This is a genomic window from Actinoplanes sp. NPDC051405 (assembly GCF_055586185.1).
On record NZ_JBVJIR010000003.1, the window covers coordinates 547,341 to 566,182 of the forward strand.

Annotated in this window: 14 protein-coding genes; 5 read left to right on the forward strand and 9 right to left on the reverse strand. The window is 72.4% G+C overall.

Annotated elements, in window-relative coordinates; translation table 11 throughout:
- Positions 1-121: 121 nt before the first annotated feature.
- The 3 genes from ACZ6S4_RS10450 to ACZ6S4_RS10460 are packed head-to-tail and all read right to left on the reverse strand — an operon-like array spanning position 122 to position 2,658.
- Positions 122-1,153, reverse strand: coding sequence for a zinc-binding dehydrogenase (locus ACZ6S4_RS10450; RefSeq protein WP_465474625.1), 1,032 nt, complete (start codon positions 1,151-1,153; stop codon positions 122-124).
- A gap of 4 nt (positions 1,154-1,157) precedes the next feature.
- Positions 1,158-2,024, reverse strand: a complete 867-nt coding sequence (locus tag ACZ6S4_RS10455) for a hypothetical protein (RefSeq protein WP_465474626.1) — start codon at positions 2,022-2,024, stop codon at positions 1,158-1,160.
- A 55-nt stretch (positions 2,025-2,079) separates the two neighbouring features.
- Entirely contained in the window at positions 2,080-2,658 is a 579-nt protein-coding gene (locus ACZ6S4_RS10460) for a DUF1684 domain-containing protein (RefSeq protein WP_465474627.1), read from the reverse strand.
- A 131-nt stretch (positions 2,659-2,789) separates the two neighbouring features.
- On the opposite strand from ACZ6S4_RS10460, the gene ACZ6S4_RS10465 reads away from it, so the two are divergent.
- Positions 2,790-6,431 (forward strand): family 78 glycoside hydrolase catalytic domain, encoded by a 3,642-nt coding sequence (locus tag ACZ6S4_RS10465; protein ID WP_465474628.1) that lies wholly within the window; start codon positions 2,790-2,792, stop codon positions 6,429-6,431.
- Here ACZ6S4_RS10465 and ACZ6S4_RS10470 read toward each other — a convergent pair.
- From ACZ6S4_RS10470 to ACZ6S4_RS10490, 5 genes are read right to left on the reverse strand one after another with little or no spacing between them, the layout of a single operon-like run.
- Positions 6,419-7,471 carry an ABC transporter ATP-binding protein gene (locus tag ACZ6S4_RS10470; RefSeq protein ID WP_465474629.1) on the reverse strand — a complete coding sequence of 351 codons (1,053 nt, stop codon included), beginning with the start codon at positions 7,469-7,471 and terminating at the stop codon, positions 6,419-6,421. The two genes, ACZ6S4_RS10465 and ACZ6S4_RS10470, sit on opposite strands and share 13 nt — an antisense overlap.
- On the reverse strand, positions 7,468-8,259 hold the full coding sequence (locus ACZ6S4_RS10475; protein WP_465474656.1) for an ABC transporter permease: 792 nt from the start codon (positions 8,257-8,259) through the stop codon (positions 7,468-7,470). Before ACZ6S4_RS10475 ends, ACZ6S4_RS10470 begins: the two co-directional genes overlap by 4 nt.
- The gene (gene modA, locus ACZ6S4_RS10480; RefSeq protein WP_465474630.1) at positions 8,256-9,059 is read right to left on the reverse strand and encodes a molybdate ABC transporter substrate-binding protein; all 804 of its coding nucleotides are present in this window, start codon (positions 9,057-9,059) and stop codon (positions 8,256-8,258) included. Before modA ends, ACZ6S4_RS10475 begins: the two co-directional genes overlap by 4 nt.
- Complete coding sequence (locus tag ACZ6S4_RS10485) at positions 9,056-9,454, reverse strand: TOBE domain-containing protein (RefSeq protein WP_465474631.1); 399 nt, start codon at positions 9,452-9,454, stop codon at positions 9,056-9,058. The genes modA and ACZ6S4_RS10485 overlap by 4 nt, the downstream gene beginning before the upstream one ends.
- 58 nt (positions 9,455-9,512) lie before the next feature.
- Positions 9,513-10,463, reverse strand: coding sequence for a phosphotransferase family protein (locus tag ACZ6S4_RS10490; protein WP_465474632.1), 951 nt, complete (start codon positions 10,461-10,463; stop codon positions 9,513-9,515).
- 103 nt (positions 10,464-10,566) lie between these two features.
- Here ACZ6S4_RS10490 and ACZ6S4_RS10495 point away from each other — a divergent pair, with 103 nt between their 5' ends.
- Both ACZ6S4_RS10495 and ACZ6S4_RS10500 read left to right on the forward strand, forming a co-directional pair.
- A complete protein-coding gene (locus ACZ6S4_RS10495) occupies positions 10,567-11,568 on the forward strand; it encodes a hypothetical protein (protein ID WP_465474633.1) in 1,002 nt (333 codons plus the stop codon).
- Between the two features lie 63 nt (positions 11,569-11,631).
- Positions 11,632-12,519: a siderophore-interacting protein gene (locus ACZ6S4_RS10500; RefSeq protein ID WP_465474634.1), complete on the forward strand. Its 888-nt coding sequence runs from the start codon at positions 11,632-11,634 to the stop codon at positions 12,517-12,519.
- On the opposite strand, the gene ACZ6S4_RS10505 is transcribed toward ACZ6S4_RS10500, so the two are convergent.
- Complete coding sequence (locus ACZ6S4_RS10505; RefSeq protein ID WP_465474635.1) at positions 12,516-13,322, reverse strand: PrsW family intramembrane metalloprotease; 807 nt, start codon at positions 13,320-13,322, stop codon at positions 12,516-12,518. The genes ACZ6S4_RS10500 and ACZ6S4_RS10505 overlap by 4 nt on opposite strands.
- Positions 13,323-13,538: 216 nt before the next feature.
- On the opposite strand from ACZ6S4_RS10505, the gene ACZ6S4_RS10510 reads away from it, so the two are divergent.
- Both ACZ6S4_RS10510 and ACZ6S4_RS10515 read left to right on the forward strand, forming a co-directional pair.
- Complete coding sequence (locus tag ACZ6S4_RS10510) at positions 13,539-18,101, forward strand: hypothetical protein (protein ID WP_465474636.1); 4,563 nt, start codon at positions 13,539-13,541, stop codon at positions 18,099-18,101.
- Positions 18,098-18,688 carry a hypothetical protein gene (locus ACZ6S4_RS10515; RefSeq protein WP_465474637.1) on the forward strand — a complete coding sequence of 197 codons (591 nt, stop codon included), beginning with the start codon at positions 18,098-18,100 and terminating at the stop codon, positions 18,686-18,688. The genes ACZ6S4_RS10510 and ACZ6S4_RS10515 overlap by 4 nt, the downstream gene beginning before the upstream one ends.
- The last annotated feature ends 154 nt before the right edge of the window (positions 18,689-18,842 follow it).

Consider the following 18,842-nt stretch of genomic DNA (forward strand, 5'->3'; position numbering starts at 1 on the left):
ACGAGCCGGCTGGGTGCAGCTGGGCACCACGACGCCGCTGAGCCTGGCCGGCAACGGTCGGCAGGTGGCCGAACTGCGGCACTGATCCGGGCCATCGCCGCAGGGTCTGCCCCTGGGCAGCTCAGGGCACGATGACCTGGACGCCGGCCGGGCCGCCGCTGTCCATGGCGGCCAGGGCCGCCGGGGCGTCCGGGAGCGCGAGCTCACCGGTGATCAGCTCGCCGGGGCGCAGCGCGCCCGACTCCACCAGCGACAGCATCTCCGGGTACGCGTGCGCCGGCATCCCGTGGCTGCCCAGGATCTCCAGTTCGTGCGCGACGACCAGTTCCATCGGCACCGCCGGGCGCCCGGTCACCGCCGGCAGCAGTCCCACCTGCACGTGCCGTCCCCGCCGGCGCAGCCCCTCGATCGAAGCCGTGAGGGTGACCTGGCTGCCCAGCGCGTCGAGGGAGACGTGCGCGCCGCCGCCGGTGAGCTCCCGGATCGTCTCGACCGCCGGGGTCGTGGCATCGACCGTGGCGGCCGCGCCGAGGCGCCGGGCCAGGGCCAGCGCCTCGGCCGACACGTCGACGGCGACCACCCGGGCACCCGCCGCCACCGCGATCATCACCGCGGACAGCCCGACACCGCCGCACCCGTGCACCGCGACCCACTCGCCGGGACGGGCCCGGCCCTGGGCCACCACCGCGCGGAAGGCCGTCGCGAACCGGCAGCCCAGGGTGGCGGCCGCGGCGAAGCCGATCCGGTCGTCCAGGCGCACCAGGTTGGTCTCGGCGTGCGGCACCACGACGAGGTCCGCGAACGAGCCCCAGTAGGTGAAGCCGGGCTGCTCCTGACGGTGGCAGACCTGCTGGTCGCCGGCCAGGCAGGCCGGGCACGTCCCGCACGCGCAGACGAACGGCGCGGTGACCCGGTCGCCGGCCCGCCAGCCCCGGACACCCGCACCGACCGCGGCGATCTCGCCGGCGAACTCGTGACCCGGCACGTGCGGCAGCCGGATGTCGGAGTCGTGGCCGCGCCAGCCGTGCCAGTCGCTGCGGCACAGCCCGGTCGCGCGGACGGCGACCACGACTCCACCCTCGGGCGGCTCGGGGTCGCGGACGTCGCGAAGCTCGGGCAGCTCACCGAACCGGTCGTAGATCACCGCACGCATGCCCTCATCGTCGCAGCCGGCCGTACGACTCCAGCGTGCGCAGCGCCTCCACGGTGACCCGGCCGCGCCACGCCAGCCGGGCCGCGGTGCTCGGCGGATCCCAGCTGAGCGGCCAGCCACCGTCCGGCTGCTGGGCCCGCAGCAGGTGGTCGAGGTGCCCGTCGAGCTGGGCGTCGGTGAACAGGGACCGCCAGCGCGAGTCCGGGGTGGGGGCGAAGTGCAGCGGGGTCAGGCCGTACCCCTCGGTCTCGGGGTCGAGGTGGAACATCGAGGTGCTCATGAGGCGCTCGGTCACGGCGGGGATCAGCTTGTCCGCGCGTTCCCGGTCGGGCCCGTGGGCCAGGAATGCGAACACCTCCAGCAGGGCGTGCGCGTCGTCGGGCGGCGGGTTCTCCTCCAGCGCCTGCCAGCAGTAGCGGGTGGCCGCGTCGCGCCACGGGTGGGCGAAGTCGAGCTGGTAGAGCAGGCCGGCGAGACCGGCGGTCGGGTTCAGCCCCGGCACGTAGGTCCAGTCCGTCAGGTGCTCGGCGCGCGGGTAGGCCTCGATGACCGGCGCGGCCAGGGAGACCGCGCCGTCGACCGCGACGCTGTCGAGGAAGCCGGCCGCCCGTCGCAGCATCTCCGGATCGGTGGTCCGGGCGGCGACGAGGGTCTGCCAGGCGATCTCGACGTCCAGGGGCAGGCTGGCCGGGCAGCACTTGTCCGGCTCGAGCCCGTGGCCGAAACCGCCGTCCTCGTTCTGGTAACCGCGCAGGGCGTCGACGACCCCGCCGGCCGGTGCCCCGTGGAAGAGCGTGTCGAACAGGCGTTGCTCCAGCAGCCGGGCCTCGGCCCGGACGAACCGCTCGGCAGCGGCGAAGACATCATCCATGGCCGCAGCCTAGGAGCCCGGCGGCGGCACCGTCTTGAAGAAATCGGACGCGCGGTCAGTGGTACTTGAGCTCGCCGGCGGTGATCGCGGTGGTGAGCCTGTTCTCCGGGGGTGCCAGGGGGCAGAGCCACTGGTCGTCGTACGCGCAGCTCGGGTTGTAGAGGTAGTTGAGGTCCAGCAGGACGCGGGTGCGGGAGACCATCTCCAGGCCGCGACCGTGCGTGCCCTTCACCGTGTCGGTCAGGTAGCGGCCGCCGCCGTACGACTGGGGGCCGCAGGTCGCGTCGCGGACCGGCAGGAACAGACCACCCCCGTACGCGGCCAGCCACCACAGCGACAGCTCGCCCCACGGGGTGTCCAGGATGCCCACCCGGTCGTAGTGGCACACGCCGTCCGGCCCGCCGGTGTCGATGTCGATCTCGCCCAGCGCCGGGCGCAGCTCCACCTCGGCGCGGAACTCCTCGTTCGGCGGGAAGTAGGACAGACCCTCGAAGTCGCCGGTGCTCGGGATCGGTGACTGGGGGTGGTACGCGAACAGCTCGTCACGCCGGGCGCGGAAGTCGGAGAGGTCGGTCGCGGTCAGGTAGATCCGGGCCACCGCCGCGCGGTAGTCGGCGAGTTCGAGTGCCTGCACGCGGACCACCGTATCCCGCACCCCTTGAGTGGATCTTGTAGTTCGTCCTACGCTCGAAAGGTCAGCGCATTGAAACGTTTAAATGCGTTGATCCGCTGCCCCGCGCACCTCCCCCCACCGAGGAGAATCGCATGGCCAAGTCCCTATCCCCCCATGCCCGCAAACCGCTGCTGCTCGCCGCGGCCCTCCTGCTGCTCCCCGGCTCCCCGGCCGCCGCAGCGCCTCCCGTCTCCCGTGCCGCCGCCCTGATCACCGCACCGGTCGGCCTTGCCGGCGCGCACTGGATCTGGTTCGCCGAGGGGGAGCCCGCGCAGAGCGCCCCCGCCGCCACCCGCTACCTGCGCCGCACCTTCACCGCCCCGGCCGGCCCCTACACCGACGCCCAGTTGGTCGTGACCGGCGACGACACGGTCGACGTCTGGCTCAACGACACCTACCTCGCCGGCTCCACCCGGGCCGCCGACTCCTGGAAGACCGCCCGCTACGTCGACCTGGCCGCCGCCCTCAGGCCCGGCAGCAACACCCTGACGATCGCCGCGCGCAACACCAGCGTGGGTCCGGCCGGTGTCCTCGGCCGGATCCGGGTCGCCACCGCGCAGAGCACTGTCGACCTGGTCACCGACGGCAGCTGGCAGGCGGCCGACTCGGTGCCGCAGACCTGGACCGCCGCCAAGGACCTCGGCGCGTACGGCACCGGGCCGTGGCGCAGCGACGTCGGCGGTCCCGACCCCGGCGCCGGCTCGCCGGTCACACTCGCCGGCCTGACCACCGAGCGCCGGACCGACCCGGTCGGCCTCGACACGACCAAGCCCCGCTTCGGCTGGCGGCTCGTCTCGGCCGCCACCGGCCAGCTGCAGGGCCGCTACCAGCTCACTGTCGGCACGACCCCGGGCGCCGCGGACATCTGGGACAGCGGTCAGGTCACTTCCGGGCAGAGCGTGGACATCGCGTACGGCGGACCGGCGCTGGCCAGCAACCGCACCTACCACTGGCGGGTACGGGTCTGGGACGCCCAGGGCCGGCCCAGCCCGTGGAGTGCCGCCGCCCGCTTCGACACCGGCCTGTTCAACCCTGCGGCGGAGTGGCAGGCGGACTTCATCGGCGGCCCGGCCACGGCCAACCTCACCGGCGCCGAGTGGATCTGGTATCCCGAGGGTGACCCGGCGACCACCGCCCCGGCCGAGCAGCGGTTCTTCCGGCGCACCTTCGACCTGGCCGCGGTGGCGAAGTCCACCCTGGTGGTGACCGGCGACGACACCGCCGACGTGTGGGTCAACGGTTCCCGGGTCAGCACGTCGCGCCGCGTCACCGACTCGTGGAAACGGGCGACCACAGTGGACGTCACCGCGCAGCTGCGTACCGGGACGAACACCATCGCGATCGCCGCGGCCAACAACGTGGCCGGACCGGCCAGTGTCATCGCCAAGCTGACCAGCGGCTCGACGACCGTGGCGACCGGCAGCACGTGGAAGGCCGCGCAGTCCGGTCCGGCGGGCTGGGAGCAGCCGGGCTTCAACGACTCCGGCTGGGCCGCGGCCAAGGTGACCGCTGCCTACGGCGCCGGCCCGTGGGGCGCGCAGGTCACGGTGCCGAACCCGACGCCGTACCTGAGCAAGGGTTTCAGCGTCGGCAAGACGGTCGCCCGCGCCCGGCTCTTCGCCACCGCGCTGGGCCTGCACGACACCTATCTCAACGGCACCAAGGTCGGCGCCGAACGGCTCGCGCCCGGCTGGACCGACTACAACGACCGACTTCAGTACCGCGCCTACGACGTCACGGGCAGCCTGAAGCAGGGCAGCAACACCCTCGGGGCACTCGTCGGCAACGGGTGGTACTCGGGCAACATCGGCTTCGCGGGCAGCCAGCGCTACGGCACCTCGCCGTGGTACTCGGCGCAGCTGTCCATCGAGTACACCGACGGGACGCGGGCTGACGTGCGTACCGATGGCTCCTGGTCGGCGACCGCCGGCGTGATCGTCGCCGACGACCTGTACCACGGCGAGGATCAGGATGCCCGGATCCGGCCCGGGGCCGGCACCGCCGTCACCGTCCGCACCGCCGCGAAGCCGCGGCTGGTCGCCCAGGTCGACCCCGGCGTCACCGTTCAGCAGCAGCTGCGGCCGAAGAGCATCACCCAGCCGAAGCCCGGCGTCTTCATCGCCGACCTCGGGCAGAACTTCGCCGGCTGGAACCGGCTCACCGTGACCGGCCCGGCCGGCACCCGGGTGACCCTGCGGCACGGCGAGATCCTGAACGCGGACGGCACGCTCTACACCGCGAACCTGCGCGCCGCCCAGGCCACGGACACCTTCACGCTCGCCGGGACCGGCGCGCCGGAGGTCTTCGAGCCGCACTTCGCCGTGCACGGCTACCGGTACGTCGAGCTGACCGGCTTCCCGGGCACGCCCACCGCGGACAGCCTCACCGGGCTCGCCGCCTGGACCGATGGCGCCGAGACCGGCACCTTCACCACCAACGATCCGCTGGTCAACCAGTTGCAGCACAACATCGTCTGGGGTGCGCGCTCGAACATGCTGTCCATCCCGACCGACTGCCCGCAGCGTGACGAGCGGCTCGGCTGGACCGGCGACATCGCGGCGTTCGGGGCCACGTCGACGTTCAACTTCGACACCCACGGGCTGCTCACCAAGTTCGCCGACGACCTGGTCGACGCCCAGCGGGCCGACGGGGCGTTCACCGACGTGGCCCCGGCCGTGATCGACGGCGCGGGCAAGGCCGGTTGGGCCGATGCGGGGGTGATCGTGCCGTACACGGTGTGGCAGCGCTACGGCGATCTGTCCGTCGTGGACAAGCACTTCGCGGCCATGGCCCGCTACGTCGACTACCTCAGGTCGACCGCGGGCGCGGACCTCATCCGCGACCACGAGACCTTCGGTGACTGGCTCAACGTCGACGACAACACCCCGAACGACGTCTCCAGCACGGCGTTCTTCGGCTGGTCGGCGCGCCTGCTCTCGCGGATGGCCGCGGCCACCGGGCGCACGGCCGAGGCGACCCGGTACGGCACGCTGGCCGACCAGATCGCGGCGGCGTTCACCAACCGGTTCGTCGCCGCCGACGGGACCGTGGGCAGCAACAGCCAGACCGGGTACGTGCTCGCGCTCGCCTTCGGCCTGGTGCCCGCCGGCCGCGCCCAGGCGGTGGCGGACAAGCTCGCCGCCAAGGTGGCCAGCCGCAACGGGCACCTGTCCGTGGGTTTCATGGGCGTGGAGAACCTGCTGCCGGTGCTGGCCGAGCACGGGCACGCCGACACGGCGTACCGGATCCTGCAGCAGCCGGACTATCCCGGCTGGGGTTACATGAACTCGCGCGGCGCGACCACGATCTGGGAGCGCTGGGACGGGATCCGGCCCGACGGCTCGCTGCAGGACGTGGGGATGAACTCGTTCAACCACTACGGCCTGGGCTCGGTGGGGGACTGGCTCTACCGCACGGTGGGCGGGGTGGCCCCGGCCGCGCCGGGCTACCGGCAGGTGCTGATCGCCCCCGAACCCGGCGGTACGGTCACCTCCGCGACCGCCTCGCTGCAGACCCGGTACGGCCAGACGCGCTCGGAGTGGACCCGCACCGGCTCCACGCTGACGCTGAAGGTGGTGGTCCCGCCGAACGCGACGGCCACGGTCCAGGTCCCGGCGCCGTCCGCGGCTGCTGTCACCGCCCCGGCGGAAGCTGTGCCGCAGGGCTACAGCGGTGGCGCGGCGGCCTACAGCTTGGCCTCCGGTAGCTACACCTTCACGGCTCAGGCGGGGTAGGTCGTCGCCTCGGTCGCTTTGAGGCTGGCCCAGACCTCCCGACCGGGCTCGAGTCCCAGTTGCACGGCGGCCGCCGGCGTCACGTCGGCGGCCACCGTGATCCCGCCGGTCAGCTCGATGCGCAGCGCGTCCCCGTGCCGGGAGACGGCCGCCACGGTCGCCCGCCAGGTGTTGCGGGGGCTCCCGTCGGGGCGCGCCGCGTAGAGGGCGACGGCGGCGGGCGGGAACGCCACGAACACGTCGCCGTGCAAAGGCGTCGCCGTGGTCAGGGCGAAGTCTTCGGTGATCCGGACCAGTTCGCCCTCCGCCCGGCCGCGGTAGAGGTTGAGTCCCACCAGCCGGGCCACGTAGTCGGTGCGCGGCCGGGACGTGATCGCAGCCGCGTCGCCCGTCTGGACCACCCGGCCGTGCTCGAGGATGACGAGCCGGTCGGCCAGCATCATCGCGTCCAGCGGGTCGTGGGTGACCAGCACCGTCGGCCCGGCGTGCCCGGCGAGGTGGCCGCGCAGGTGGGCCCGGGTGTCGAGCCGGGTCCGGGCGTCCAGCGCGGCGAGCGGCTCGTCGAGCAGCAGCAGGCGCGGCCCGGTGGCGAGCGCCCGGGCCAGGGCCACCCGTTGCGCCTGACCGCCGGAGAGCTGCCGCGGCTTCTTGCCGGTGTGCTCGGCGAGCCCGACTCGGCCCAGCAGCTCGGCCGCCTCGGCCCGGGCCCGCGCGCGCGGCACGCCCCGGCAGCGCGGCCCGAAGGCCACGTTCTCCACAGCGGACAGATGCGGGAACAGCAGGTAGTCCTGGAAGACCACGCCGATGTGCCGGTGCTCGGGCGCGGTGAACACCTTGGCCGCCGGGTCGTCCAGGCGTTCGCCGTCGAGCTCAATGTGACCGTCGTCCAGGGCGACGAGCCCGGCCAGCGCCCGCAGAGCGGTGGTCTTGCCGGCGCCGTTCGGGCCCAGCAGGGCTACCACCTCACCGGCCTCCGCGCGCAGCACGGCGTCCAGCGTGAAGCCGTCCCGCCGGACGACCAGGCGCGCGTCCAGGCTCACGGCGCACCCAGCCAGCGGTCGCGCAGCCCGGCGAGGATGACCACGCTGACCACCAGCAGCACCAGGCTCAGCACGATGGCCGCGTCCAGGTCCTGCTCCAGCGCCAGATACACGGCCAGCGGCATGGTCTGGGTGCGCCCCGGGAAGTTGCCGGCGAAGGTGATCGTCGCACCGAACTCACCCAGCGCCCGGGCCCAGCACAGCACCGCCCCGGCCGCCACCCCCGGCCCGATCAGCGGCAGCGTGACCCGCCGGAACGCCGTCCACCGGCTCGCCCCCAGCGTCGCCGCGGCCTCCTCGAAGCGGGAGTCCGCCCCGCGCAGCGCCCCCTCGACGCTGATCACCAGGAACGGCATCGCCACGAAGGCCTCGGCCACCACCACCCCGGCGGTGGTGAAGGGCAGGCTGAACCCGAACGTGGCGTCCAGCCACTCGCCGACCAGGCCGCGCCGGCCGAAGACCAGCAGCAGCGCGACCCCGCCGACCACCGGAGGCAGCACCAGCGGCACGGTCACCAGCGCCCGGACCAGCCGCCGGCCGGGAAACGGGGCCCGGGCCAGCAGCCAGGCCAGCGGTACGCCGAGCAGCAGGCACACCACGGTCGCCAGGGTCGCGGTGAGCAGGGACAGCCGCAGAGCCGCCAGCACGCCGGGCTCGGTGAGCCGCTGCGGCAGGGTTGTCCACGGCGCCCGGATCAGCAGCCCGGCCAGCGGCAGCACGAGGAACGCCAGCCCGGCGATCGCGGGGATCGCCAGGGCCAGCGGCGCTCGGGACGGTGACCGGCTCAGGGCTGCTGGAACCCTGCGTCGGTGAGGATCCGCTGCGCCTCGGGGGTCCGGAGGAAAGCGAGGAAGGCGGTCGCACCGGCCGGATTCGGTGCGTCCTCGAGCGCGACGATCGGGTAGTCGTTGACCGCCCCGGCGGACTCGGGGAACTCGACGCCGTCGACGTCGGCGGCCGCCGCCTTCGCGTCCGTCCGGTAGACCAGCGCGGCGTCGACCTCGCCCAGCTTCACCTTGGCCAGCGCGGCCTTGACGTCCTGCTCCAGGGTCACCGGCGTGAGCCGTACGCCGGCCGCGGACAACGCCTTCCCGGCGGCCGCACCGCACGGCACCTGCGCGGCGCAGAGGGCCACCTTGACGCCGGAGCCGGCCAGGGCGGCGAGCGTGGTCAAGCCTTTCGGGTTGCCCTTCGGCACCGCGATGACGAGCTGGTTGCGCGCGAAGGTGACCGGGCTGCCGGTGGCGGCGCCCGCGTCCGTGACCGTCTTCATGGTGGCGGCACTGGCCGCGGCGAACACGTCGGCCGGGGCGCCCGCGGTGATCTGTTGCGCCAGGCCCGCACTGCCACCGAACGAGAAGCTCACCTCGGCGGACGGGTTGAGCTGTTCGAACTTCGTACCGATGGCGGTGAACGACTCGGTCAGCGAGGCCGCCGCCAGCACCGTCACGGGTCCGGCGGCGTCGCTGCCGGGGCCGGCTGAACCGGGCGAGCCGCCGCCGGCCGGCTCGTCCGAGACCGGGGAACTGCACCCGGAGAGCGCCAGGAGTGCGGCCACCACGACTGCGGCCAGCCGTCGTGCCCTCATGCGTCGTCCCCTCTTTCCACGACCACGGTCGTGGACTTGATCACCGCGGTCGCCGGGGAGCCGACCTCCAGGCCCAGGTCGTCGACGGCCTCCCGGCTCATCAGCGACACCAGCCGGAACGGCCCGGCCTGGATGTCGACCTGGGCCATCACCGCGTCCCGGGTGATCGCCGTGACGATGCCGCGCAGCCGGTTGCGGGCCGAGGAGCGCCGGGCTCCGGTGTCGGGCTCGTCGGCCAGCGAACGCGCGAACGCAGCCAGGTCGGCGCCGGCGACCGTACGGTGCCCGTGGCCGTCCCGCTCGGCCGCCAGCCGGCCGGCGTCGATCCAGCGGCGCACGGTGTCCACGCTGACGCCCAGCAGCTCGGCCGCCTCGCCGATCCGGTACGTCGTCACGATCGTCAGCCTAGGCCGCAGATGCCAGGCCGTCGAGCCGTTGGTGCTCGCATCTGCGTCACTTCAGGTCGCGCAGCTCTCCTTCGAGCAGCACGGTCAGGTACTCGTGCCGTTCGCTGCCGACCGGGATGCCGCGGCTCGGGCCCTCGGCCAGCATCAGCGTGTAGAGGTGGACCCGGTAGAGCGCGAGCCGGGTCCGGGCGGCGTCGTCGAGCGCCAGGCCGCTCGCGGCGGCGTACCCGCGCAGGAACGGATGCTCCGGCTCCTCCTCGATGCGGTGGAACAGGGCCGGTGACACCAGGTCCAGCAACGGGTCGCCCCAGAGGAAGCGTTCACCGTCGACGAGCCCGGTCAGCCGGCCGCCGGCAGCCAGCACGTTGCCGTCCCAGAGGTCGAAGTGCAGCAACGCGGGCCGGGTGACCTGGGCCAGGTTCGTGTGGTGCCGGGCGGCAAGGGCGTCGATCCCCGGTGGCAGCGGCACCTCCCAGTCGGCGGCGTCGGCCAGCAGGGCGGCGATGATCGCGCCGTACGCCGTCGGCCAGTCGGTGCCGGCCGGGCGGTCGCCGGTGTAGCCGAAGTGCGGGCCGGTGAGCCGGTGCAGGCCGGCGATCGCGGAACCGAGCTGCTCGCGTACCGTCGCCGCCGCGGCCGTCCCGGCGGGGTCCGCCGGCTCGCTCAGGCTGTTGCCGGGCAGCATGGTCGTGACGATCCAGTCGTCCTCGACATGCAGCACCTCCGGCACCGGCACCCCCGGCGCGCCGGCGCGGACGGCCCGGAAGTACGCCGCCTCGGCGGGGATGAGGTCACGCTCGTACCGCAGCAGCCGGACGCCGGGCGGGGGGCCGACCTTGACCACCACGTCCCGGCCGTCGGCCAGGCGGGCGCGCCACACGGCCGCGAAGCCGCCACCGGACAATTCCGCGGCTTCGCTGACATTCACCCCGAAAACGCCGCTGAGCCGGCCGTCGATCGCGGAAAAGTCGAGATTGCGTTGGGTCGGACTGCGCATGCCGCATTGTGCATCTCTCGTGGTTGGGAAAACCTTGGGGTCCACGAAGGATCCAAGCCCGATCGATGGTGGGTCGGACGCCCGGAAGGGTACACACGCTTGCATGACCGTCAGTGACGAACGGCCGGGGTTGGCGGACCTCGGCCGGGACATCACCTCAGGTGACAACGCCGTTCCCCCGGCAACCCGCCCGGTGCCCCTGGCACCGCCGGTCGGCGTGGACGACCTGCCGCGATACCTGCATGCCCTGCGCCGGCTGGCCGACGCGGACGACCTCGCGGCGGCCCACTCCGGCTGCACGCTCGCGATCGACGTCGCCGGCCGGGACGGCTCGGCGGCGGGCCTCGCCATGGCCTACTCGCAGCGCAGCTCGGTGGCCCGGCGGCTGGGCCGGCTGGCCGACGCCGCCCGCGACGCCGACGCGTCCGCGGAGCTGCTCGCGGTCTCGGGCACCGAACCGGCCGGCCCGGCCGGCTCGCTGGTGCTGTCGCGGCGCCTCGCGGTCCTGCTCGACCTCGGCGACATCGCGCTGGCCGACAGCCTGCTGACCGCGGCCGGGCTGGACGGCGACCTGCCGGACGACCCCGAGTTCCTGCTGCTGCGCTACGTCCGCGGCCGGTTGCACACCGCGGCGGACCGGCCCGGTGACGGGCTGGCCGACCTGTACAAGTGCGGTGAACGGCTGGCTGTGCGGCGTTCCGACCACCCCGGCGTGCTGCCCTGGCGCTCCGCGGCCGCGTCCGTCCTGGTCGGACTGGGCGCCCGGGAGGCGGCCGAGCGGCTCGTCGCCGAGGAGGTCGCCCTGACCCGGCGGCACGGGCTCGCCTCGGCGCTGGGCCGGGCGCTGCGGATCCAGGGGCAGGTCCGCCCGGGCACGGCCGGGATGGCCGCCGCCGAGGAGGCGATCCGGGTGCTGCGGGGCACGCCGCGGCGCTTCGAGCTGGCCACGGCCCTGGTCGACCACGGCGCTCTGCTCAACGCGGCCCGCCGCCGGCCGCAGGCCCGCCGGGTGCTGCGCGACGGGCTGGAGCTGGCCCAGGAGTGTGGCTCGCCGGCCCTGGTCGCCCGCGCCCGCGCACTCTTCGCGGGACGGAACCACCCTTAGCCCGGCCAATTGGTAAGGGTAGCCTTGCTTTGCTGGTGACCCCGTACCGATCGGACCGGTCTTTTGACGACGACATCGCGCGCCGCGGCACCCACCCGGCGCCCCGCCGCCGAGCCCTACCGGCCGTTCGCGCTGCGGGTGGCCCGGGCGGTCCGGCTGAGCACCACGTTCCTGCGGGTCACGCTGACCGGGGAGTCCCTCGCCGAGTTCGCCGGGCACGGGCTCGACCAGCGCATCAATCTGCTCCTGCTGCCGGCCGACGCCGACCACGAGGAGTTCGCCCGCCGCCCGGACTGGCTGGCCGCCTGGCGTTGCGGCCCACCGGCCTCGTGGGCGCCGCTGCGCGTCTACACGGTCCGGGCGTTCCGTCCCGTCGCTTGTGAGGTGGACGTGGACTTCGCGCTGCACGGTGACAGCGGCCCGGCGTCACGCTGGGCGTCGGCGGCCCGGCCCGGTGACAAGGTGGTGATGATCGGCGCCACGCACGGTCACCCGGTCGCAGACATCGCCTGGCGCCCGCCGGCGAGCGCCACCCGGCTGCTGCTGGCCGCCGACGAGACGGCGCTGCCGGCCGCCGCTGCCATCCTCGAGAGCCTGGACCGCCCGGCCACCGCGTTCCTGGAAGTGCCCAGCCGCGACGACCGCCTGCCGATCGGTGGCCCGGCCGACATCACCTGGCTGGTCCGCGCGGCCGGGCAGCGGCTGGAGCCGATGGTCCGGGCCCACCTGGATCTCGCGGCGCCGTGCGGGCAGCCCGTCGCCGTGGACGCCGCAGAGGACGAGGTCTGGGACGTGCCGGAGGAACCCGCGGGCGCCTTCTACGCCTGGCTGGCGGGCGAGGCGGGCACGGTGGTGGCGCTGCGCCGGCACCTGGTCGGCGAACGGGGCGTGGACCGCGCCTCGGTCGCCTTCATGGGCTACTGGAAACGCGGTCGCGCCCAGCGCAATTAGATCGCCAGGGGCTCGCGGGGCGCCCAGGTGCTGTGCTCGGCGAAGGCCCGGTAGCGGTGCAGGGCCAGGAACAGCCAGCCCAGGCTGATGATCGCCAGGATGACGAACGCGATGGCCCCGCCGAAGGTGTCCCAGGCGGTGTGCATCGCGACGGCGCCGATGAAGGTGGCGATGAACGCCAGCAGCTTCTTGGCCGACGGGCTGGCCACCAGCGCCCACAGGGCCCCGCAGGTCAGGCCGGTCCAGGCGGTGTGCCCGGCCGGCGCGGTGAGGCCGCGGACGAACAGCGTCTCCTGGACCGTGCCGATGTTGCCCTGCGACGACAGCAGGGCGGTGAAGCCGTAGCCCATCGTCTCCAGCGCGGCGAAGCCCATGCCGGATGCCACCCCGATGACCAGGCCGTCCGACGGCAGCCGGCGGCCGTGCCGGGCCAGCAGCGCGAACAGCAGCACGATGGGCACGATCATCTTGGCGGACTCCTCGATGAGCGCGACGAACACCATCGGCAGCGCACCCAGCCCGCGCAGGGCGTCGTACTCCAGGGTGCCGGCCACGACGACGCCGATGACGCCGCCGAAGAAGGCCGCCACCACGAGCGCCGACGGCGGCACCTGCCAGTGGCCGGTACGGGCCTGCGCGAAGGTCAGGAAGGCGAGCGGCACCACGGTCGCGCCGAGCAGCAGCAGGGACGGGATGAAGTTGGGGTTCTGCGTCCGTACCAGGGTGCGCAGCACGATGACGTAGAGGATCAGCCCGATGACCAGCACGCCCAGCCACGCCCACCGCCGCGAGAGATCACGCATGCTGCGATCCTCGCGTACCCGGAGGCCGGTGCGCCAGACGCCGCGATGTTGATCACGCAGAGTACTGATCTGGCCCTTGACAGTGACCATGGGCTCGACAATCATCGGCTTCGATGTAGCGCAGCACCACGGGGGATTCATCGCGCGCTACCCGGCCGAGGCAGTCAGCCCGGCCTCTTTCGGCATGCCCCGTGGTCGATGCACGGGGGAGGCACCGTGACCGCGTCCTATCCGGATCTCATTCCACTGATCCTGCTCGCCGCCGTCGTACCCGTCCTGTTCCTGCGGGGCCGGCGAAGAAGCACGCTGCCGCACCGGATCGCCCTGGCCATCGGGGCCGGCATCTGGATCTCCGTCACGGGCGGGGCGGTCTGGCTGGTCAGCCAGGCCACCGCGGCGCAGTTACCGGCCCCGCCGGTGGCCACGTCACCCGGCAACCCCTGCGTCGCGGGGCAGACCGCACGGACCTTCAACGTCTCGCTGATCAACCTGCCGCTGTTCCTCAACCGCTTCGGCGACGTCGTCCCCGAGGGCCGGATGTACGTCCTCGACGAGAACATCGCCAAGGTGCGGGCCGGCTTCAAGGACGCGGCCAACCCGGCCAAGGCCAACGAGAACGACCTGATCGAACCACTCACCCTGCGGGTCAACCAGGGCGAGTGCGTGGAGGTGCGCTTCACCAACCGGCTGAACGAGCCGGCGCCCGCGGTCAACCAGCAGGTCCGCAACTCGGCGATCTTCACGCTGCCCGGTGAGACGTTGCGCGCCGCCGGCACGGTGACGCCGACGCCGCGCGAGTTCGCCCCGGCGGGCACCGTGCCGGACAACGACTTCGACCCGGCCACCGCGCCGAACGCCTCGATGCACTTCGACGGCCTCGACTACGACGTCAAGGGCTCCGACGGCTCGGTCGTCGGCAACAACCCCGACTCCACGGCGGCGCCGGGCGCGGCCCTCACCTACCGGCTGTACGCCCAGACCGAGGGCGAGTTCCAGTTCAAGGACGGCGCCGACCTGTCCTCGCAGCAGACCCGGCCGGTGGACAGCAACGGCAAGGTCCGCTTCATCGGCTCGCACTCGTTCGGGGCCTTCGGCGCGATCCTGGTCGAGCCGGCCGGCGCCACCTGGGTCGACGGGCGCACCGGCGGCCCGCTGGCGTCCGGCACCCGGGCCGTCATCAAGCTGGGAAACAACAAGGACTTCCGGGAGAACGTGCTGTTCATGCACGACGAGGTGGAGGCCGAGCCGGGTGTGCTGACCCGCTTCTGCCGTACCGGCTCCGGCGACGAGCAGGGCGGCAACGAGTGCCGCCAGCCCACCTCGGCCGAGCTGGCCAAGCTGACCGCGGGCACGCTGCCCGACCTCGGTGGCGGCGACGCCGACGCGCTGGTCCAGGGCGAGATCCCGGTCAAGCTGGAGTGGTTCGGGTTCAACTACCGCTCCGAGCCCGGCTTCAACCGCGAGGAGGTGGGCTGCTCGGCGGCCAGCCGGACCGGGCAGGGCTTCGACGCCGAGCGGTGCATCGGTGAGGAGACGTCGCTGTCCTCGTGGGCGTACGGCGATCCCGGCGGCGGTGACCTCGTCTTCGCCAACTACCGCGGGGAACCGGCCCAGGTCCGCCTGCTGCACCCGGCGGAGTTCGAGACCCACACCTTCCACTGGCACGTGAACCGGTGGATGTTCGACCCCAAGGACGAGGGCGGGGTCGACGAGATCAGCAAGTCCACCCACCTGACCAAGGTCACCAACGTGCTGGACGTGCAGGCCGTGTCCCCGGGCAGCCACTACAGCCTGGTGGTGCAGGGCGGGGCCGGCTCGGCGCACAAGGACAAGGCCGCCACCTTCGGCGACATCATCTTCCATTGCCATCTGTATCCGCACTTCGCCACCGGCATGTGGGGACTCAACCGGACCCTGGACAAACGCGAGGACGGCACCCGGGTGAACCCGGACGGCACGCCGATCCCGCGGCTGGAACCACTGGCCGACTTCGACTACCAGCCCGCCGTGGCCGGCACGAATCCGCCGTTGTCACCGAACCCCACCACACCGGGCTTCCCGCTCTTCGTTCCGGGCAAGTTCGGTTTCAAGGCGCCGAAGCCACCACTGGGCGTGCCCGAGCGCGGCACGGCGGGTGTCTTCCCGCCGACCGCGACCGAGAAGGCCGCCGCCGATCCCGGCGCGCAGGTGGCCGGCGGCTTCTTCCAGAATCCCTGCCCGGCCGGGCGGCCGGTGAAGACGTACGACGTCGCGGCCATCGAGATCAGCCAGCAGTACAGCCCGGACCTGCAATGGGTCAATCCACAGTCGCGGGTGTACGTCCTGCAGTCGGAGAAACAGGCAGTGCTGGACGGGCGAAAACCGGAACCGTTCGCCCCGATCCTCAACGTCGGTGACTGCGTGGTCTACAAGCTGACCAACGAGCTGCCCCGGCAGTTCGGCGGCAACGTCTTCGACCGGGCCCAGGAGACCAACGAGGTCGGCATCCACCAGCACATGGTGCAGTTCGACGTGCTGTCCTCCGACGGCGCGGCCAACGGCTGGAACTACGACCAGGGCGCCGACATCAACCAGACGATCACCTACCGCAACTTCGTGCACGAGAACACGGCGACGAACTCGTTCCACGACCACTTCTTCCCGAACGTGCATCAGGACAACGGGCTGTTCGGCGGGTCGACGATCCATCCGGCCGGCTGTGCGCCGTCACCGCCCAAGACCGTCGGCACCGTCTTCGACATGGTCTGCACCACGGCGACCGACTACAACGGCACGGTCTCCGACGGCGTGGACTACCGCAGCTTCTCGTTGTTCGTCGAGGACCACGTGCCGATGTTCCAACCGGCCAGCGCCGCCACCACCAACGACGACCGGGTGATCACCCCGGACGGCGTGCCGATCTTCCCGGCCAAGTTCCCGTCCAGCACCGACGACGCGGGCGTGATGGGTGTCAACTACCGGCTCGAACCGTTCGAGGGCCGAAGAAACAGCGATCCGGCGAACCTGTTCGACTCCGGCGTGCACGGCGATCCGTTCACGCCATTACTCCAGGCCTTCACCGGCGACAAAGTGAAGTTCAACCTGTTCCAGCTGTCCCAGGAGGAGTCGCACGGCTTCAACCTGGACCGCTTCAGATGGAAATTCGAACCCAAGGATCCACAGTCGAACGTCGTGCAGGCCCAACACATAGGCATGCTCGAGTACTTCGAGGCGACGGTGCCGCTCGACGACTACGTCTCCGAGAACGCGACGCTCAACTATCACGACTATCTCTACAACTACAGCGGCACCGACGACTTCTTCCTCGGTGCGTGGGGGCTGTTGCGCTCGTACGGCTGCAAGAATCCGCCGAAGGGGGCCGACGCGCCGATCAATGAACTGCCGGACAACCAGGTCCCGTGCCCGCAGTTCGCCGCGCCCGCGAAAAGCCAGACCGGCACAGCCGCGAAGGCCGCGATGATGTCCGACCCGTGCGGCACCGCGGACACGGTCAAGAACTTCACCGTCGTCGCGATCAACAAGGACATCACCTACAACAACGCCGGCGACCACGATCCCCGCGGGCTGATGTACGCCCTCGAGGCCGACCTGCCGGCGCTGGCCAACGGCACCAAGAAACCGGAACCCCTGGTGATCCGGGCCAACGCGGGCGACTGTCTCAACGTCACCTTCAAGAACCAGCTCGATCCGGCCAAGATGACACCCGGTTGCCACGAGGCCACCGAACCCGGACAGCTCGGCTTCAAGTCCGGAGTGGTGGCTTACCCGGCCTGCATCGACCAGCCACCGCGCAACGAGCACAACGTGCCGGGCTTCCAGCCGTTCCCGGTCAGCGCCCGGGCGTCGATCCGGCCGCAGTTCCTGGAGCACGACAAGTGGTCGGCGGGCTCGAACATCGGCGGCAACCCGGACACCACCGTCGCCCCGGGCGGCACCCAGGTGTACCGGTGGAAGGCGCCGGCCGGCCTGACCGGGATGGCCCTGCTGCAGGACCGGGCCGACGTGCAGAGCCATCTGCAGCACGGCCTGTTCGGTGCGCTCGTGATCGAACCGGCCGGGTCGACGTACCTCAACCCGGCGAACGGCCAGCCGCTGACCAGCGGCACCAGCGCGGTGATCAGCAACCCCGGCCAGCCCGACTTCCGGGAGAACATCGTGCTGCTCAACAGCGACCTGGCGTTGTTCCGTAAGGACACCAACGCCAACCCGGCCGACGACCAGCCCGTGCCGGACAACTTCGACCTCGTCAAGACCCCGAGCCGGGAGGCCGACGACCCGGAGGACCAGGGCGAGGTGGCGGTGAACTACCGCAACGAGGCGTGGGCGCACCGGTATGCCAACGACCAGAACATCACCAACATCCTGAGCTCGGCGGTGCACGGTGACCCGTCCACCCCGCTGTTCGAGGCGTACGCGGGGGACAAGACGGTCTTCCGGGTGGCGCAGGCTGTCGGCAAGCCCCGATCGACCAGCTTCACCCTGTACGACCACGTGTGGCGGCGCTCGCCCAACGACCCGCAGTCGCAGGTGGCGGCTAGCCAGGGCCAGTTCAACCCGGGCGTCGGCTACGACGTCGTGCTCGACCCGGCTGTGCTGGGCGGCGCCGGTGGCCGCCGGGCCGCGGCGGGTGACTACCTCTACCGCTCCAACACGCTGGCCCGGCACCTGACCGGCGGGCAGTGGGGTCTGTTCCGGGTGCACGCCACGGTCCGGACCGGCCTGATCGCCCTGCCCGACCATCCGATATCGGCCGCCAAGGCGGCGGAGGGGCCGCGGTGAGCACCAAGGTGAGCAAGTTCCGTCTCTCCGACGAGATGCTGGGCCGGCCCGAGCGCGCACCTAAGCGCGCCCGGGCCCCCCGGGGCCCCTCGCGGCGGCCAGGTGTGCCCTCGCCGTTCCGGCAGGGACTGCTGCTGGGCATCTGCGTGGGCATGACGGTGGCGCTGGCGCTGGGCGTGGTCGGCTTCCTGGTGACCCGTCCGCAGGCGGCTCCTCCGGCGGCGGCGCCGGCCGCATCACAGGCTGCCGCGGCGGGGAACGGCAAGCAGCCGCAGGCCTCCATCGACGTGGCGGCCGAGCACCTCGGTGACCTGCAGATCCGGATCGACGCCCGGGTCAGCGCGCCGGGCTCGTACAGCCCGATCACCAAGGGCCAGGTCGTCGCGTACACCGACATGGTGGCGATGCCGCTGTCACACCGGCAGGGGCCGATCGTGATGGCGGAGGTGTCCGGGTCGCCGGGCACGTACCAGGCGGTGTCCCAGGTACCGATGATCGGCGAGTACAACGTGACGGTGGAGGTGCGCCAGCCGATGGCGGCACAGGCGGACCACCGGATCGACGTGCAGAACGTGAAGCGTTCCTGAACCGGACGCGGGGGGGGGGGGGGGGGGGGGGGGGGGGGGGGGGGGGCGGGGGGGTGGGGGGGGGGGGGGGGGGGGGGGGGGGGGGGGGGGGGGGGGGGTTGGGTTTGGGGTGGGCCTAAAGGAGGGGGTGGGGTGCCCAGACAGGGAGGGGGAG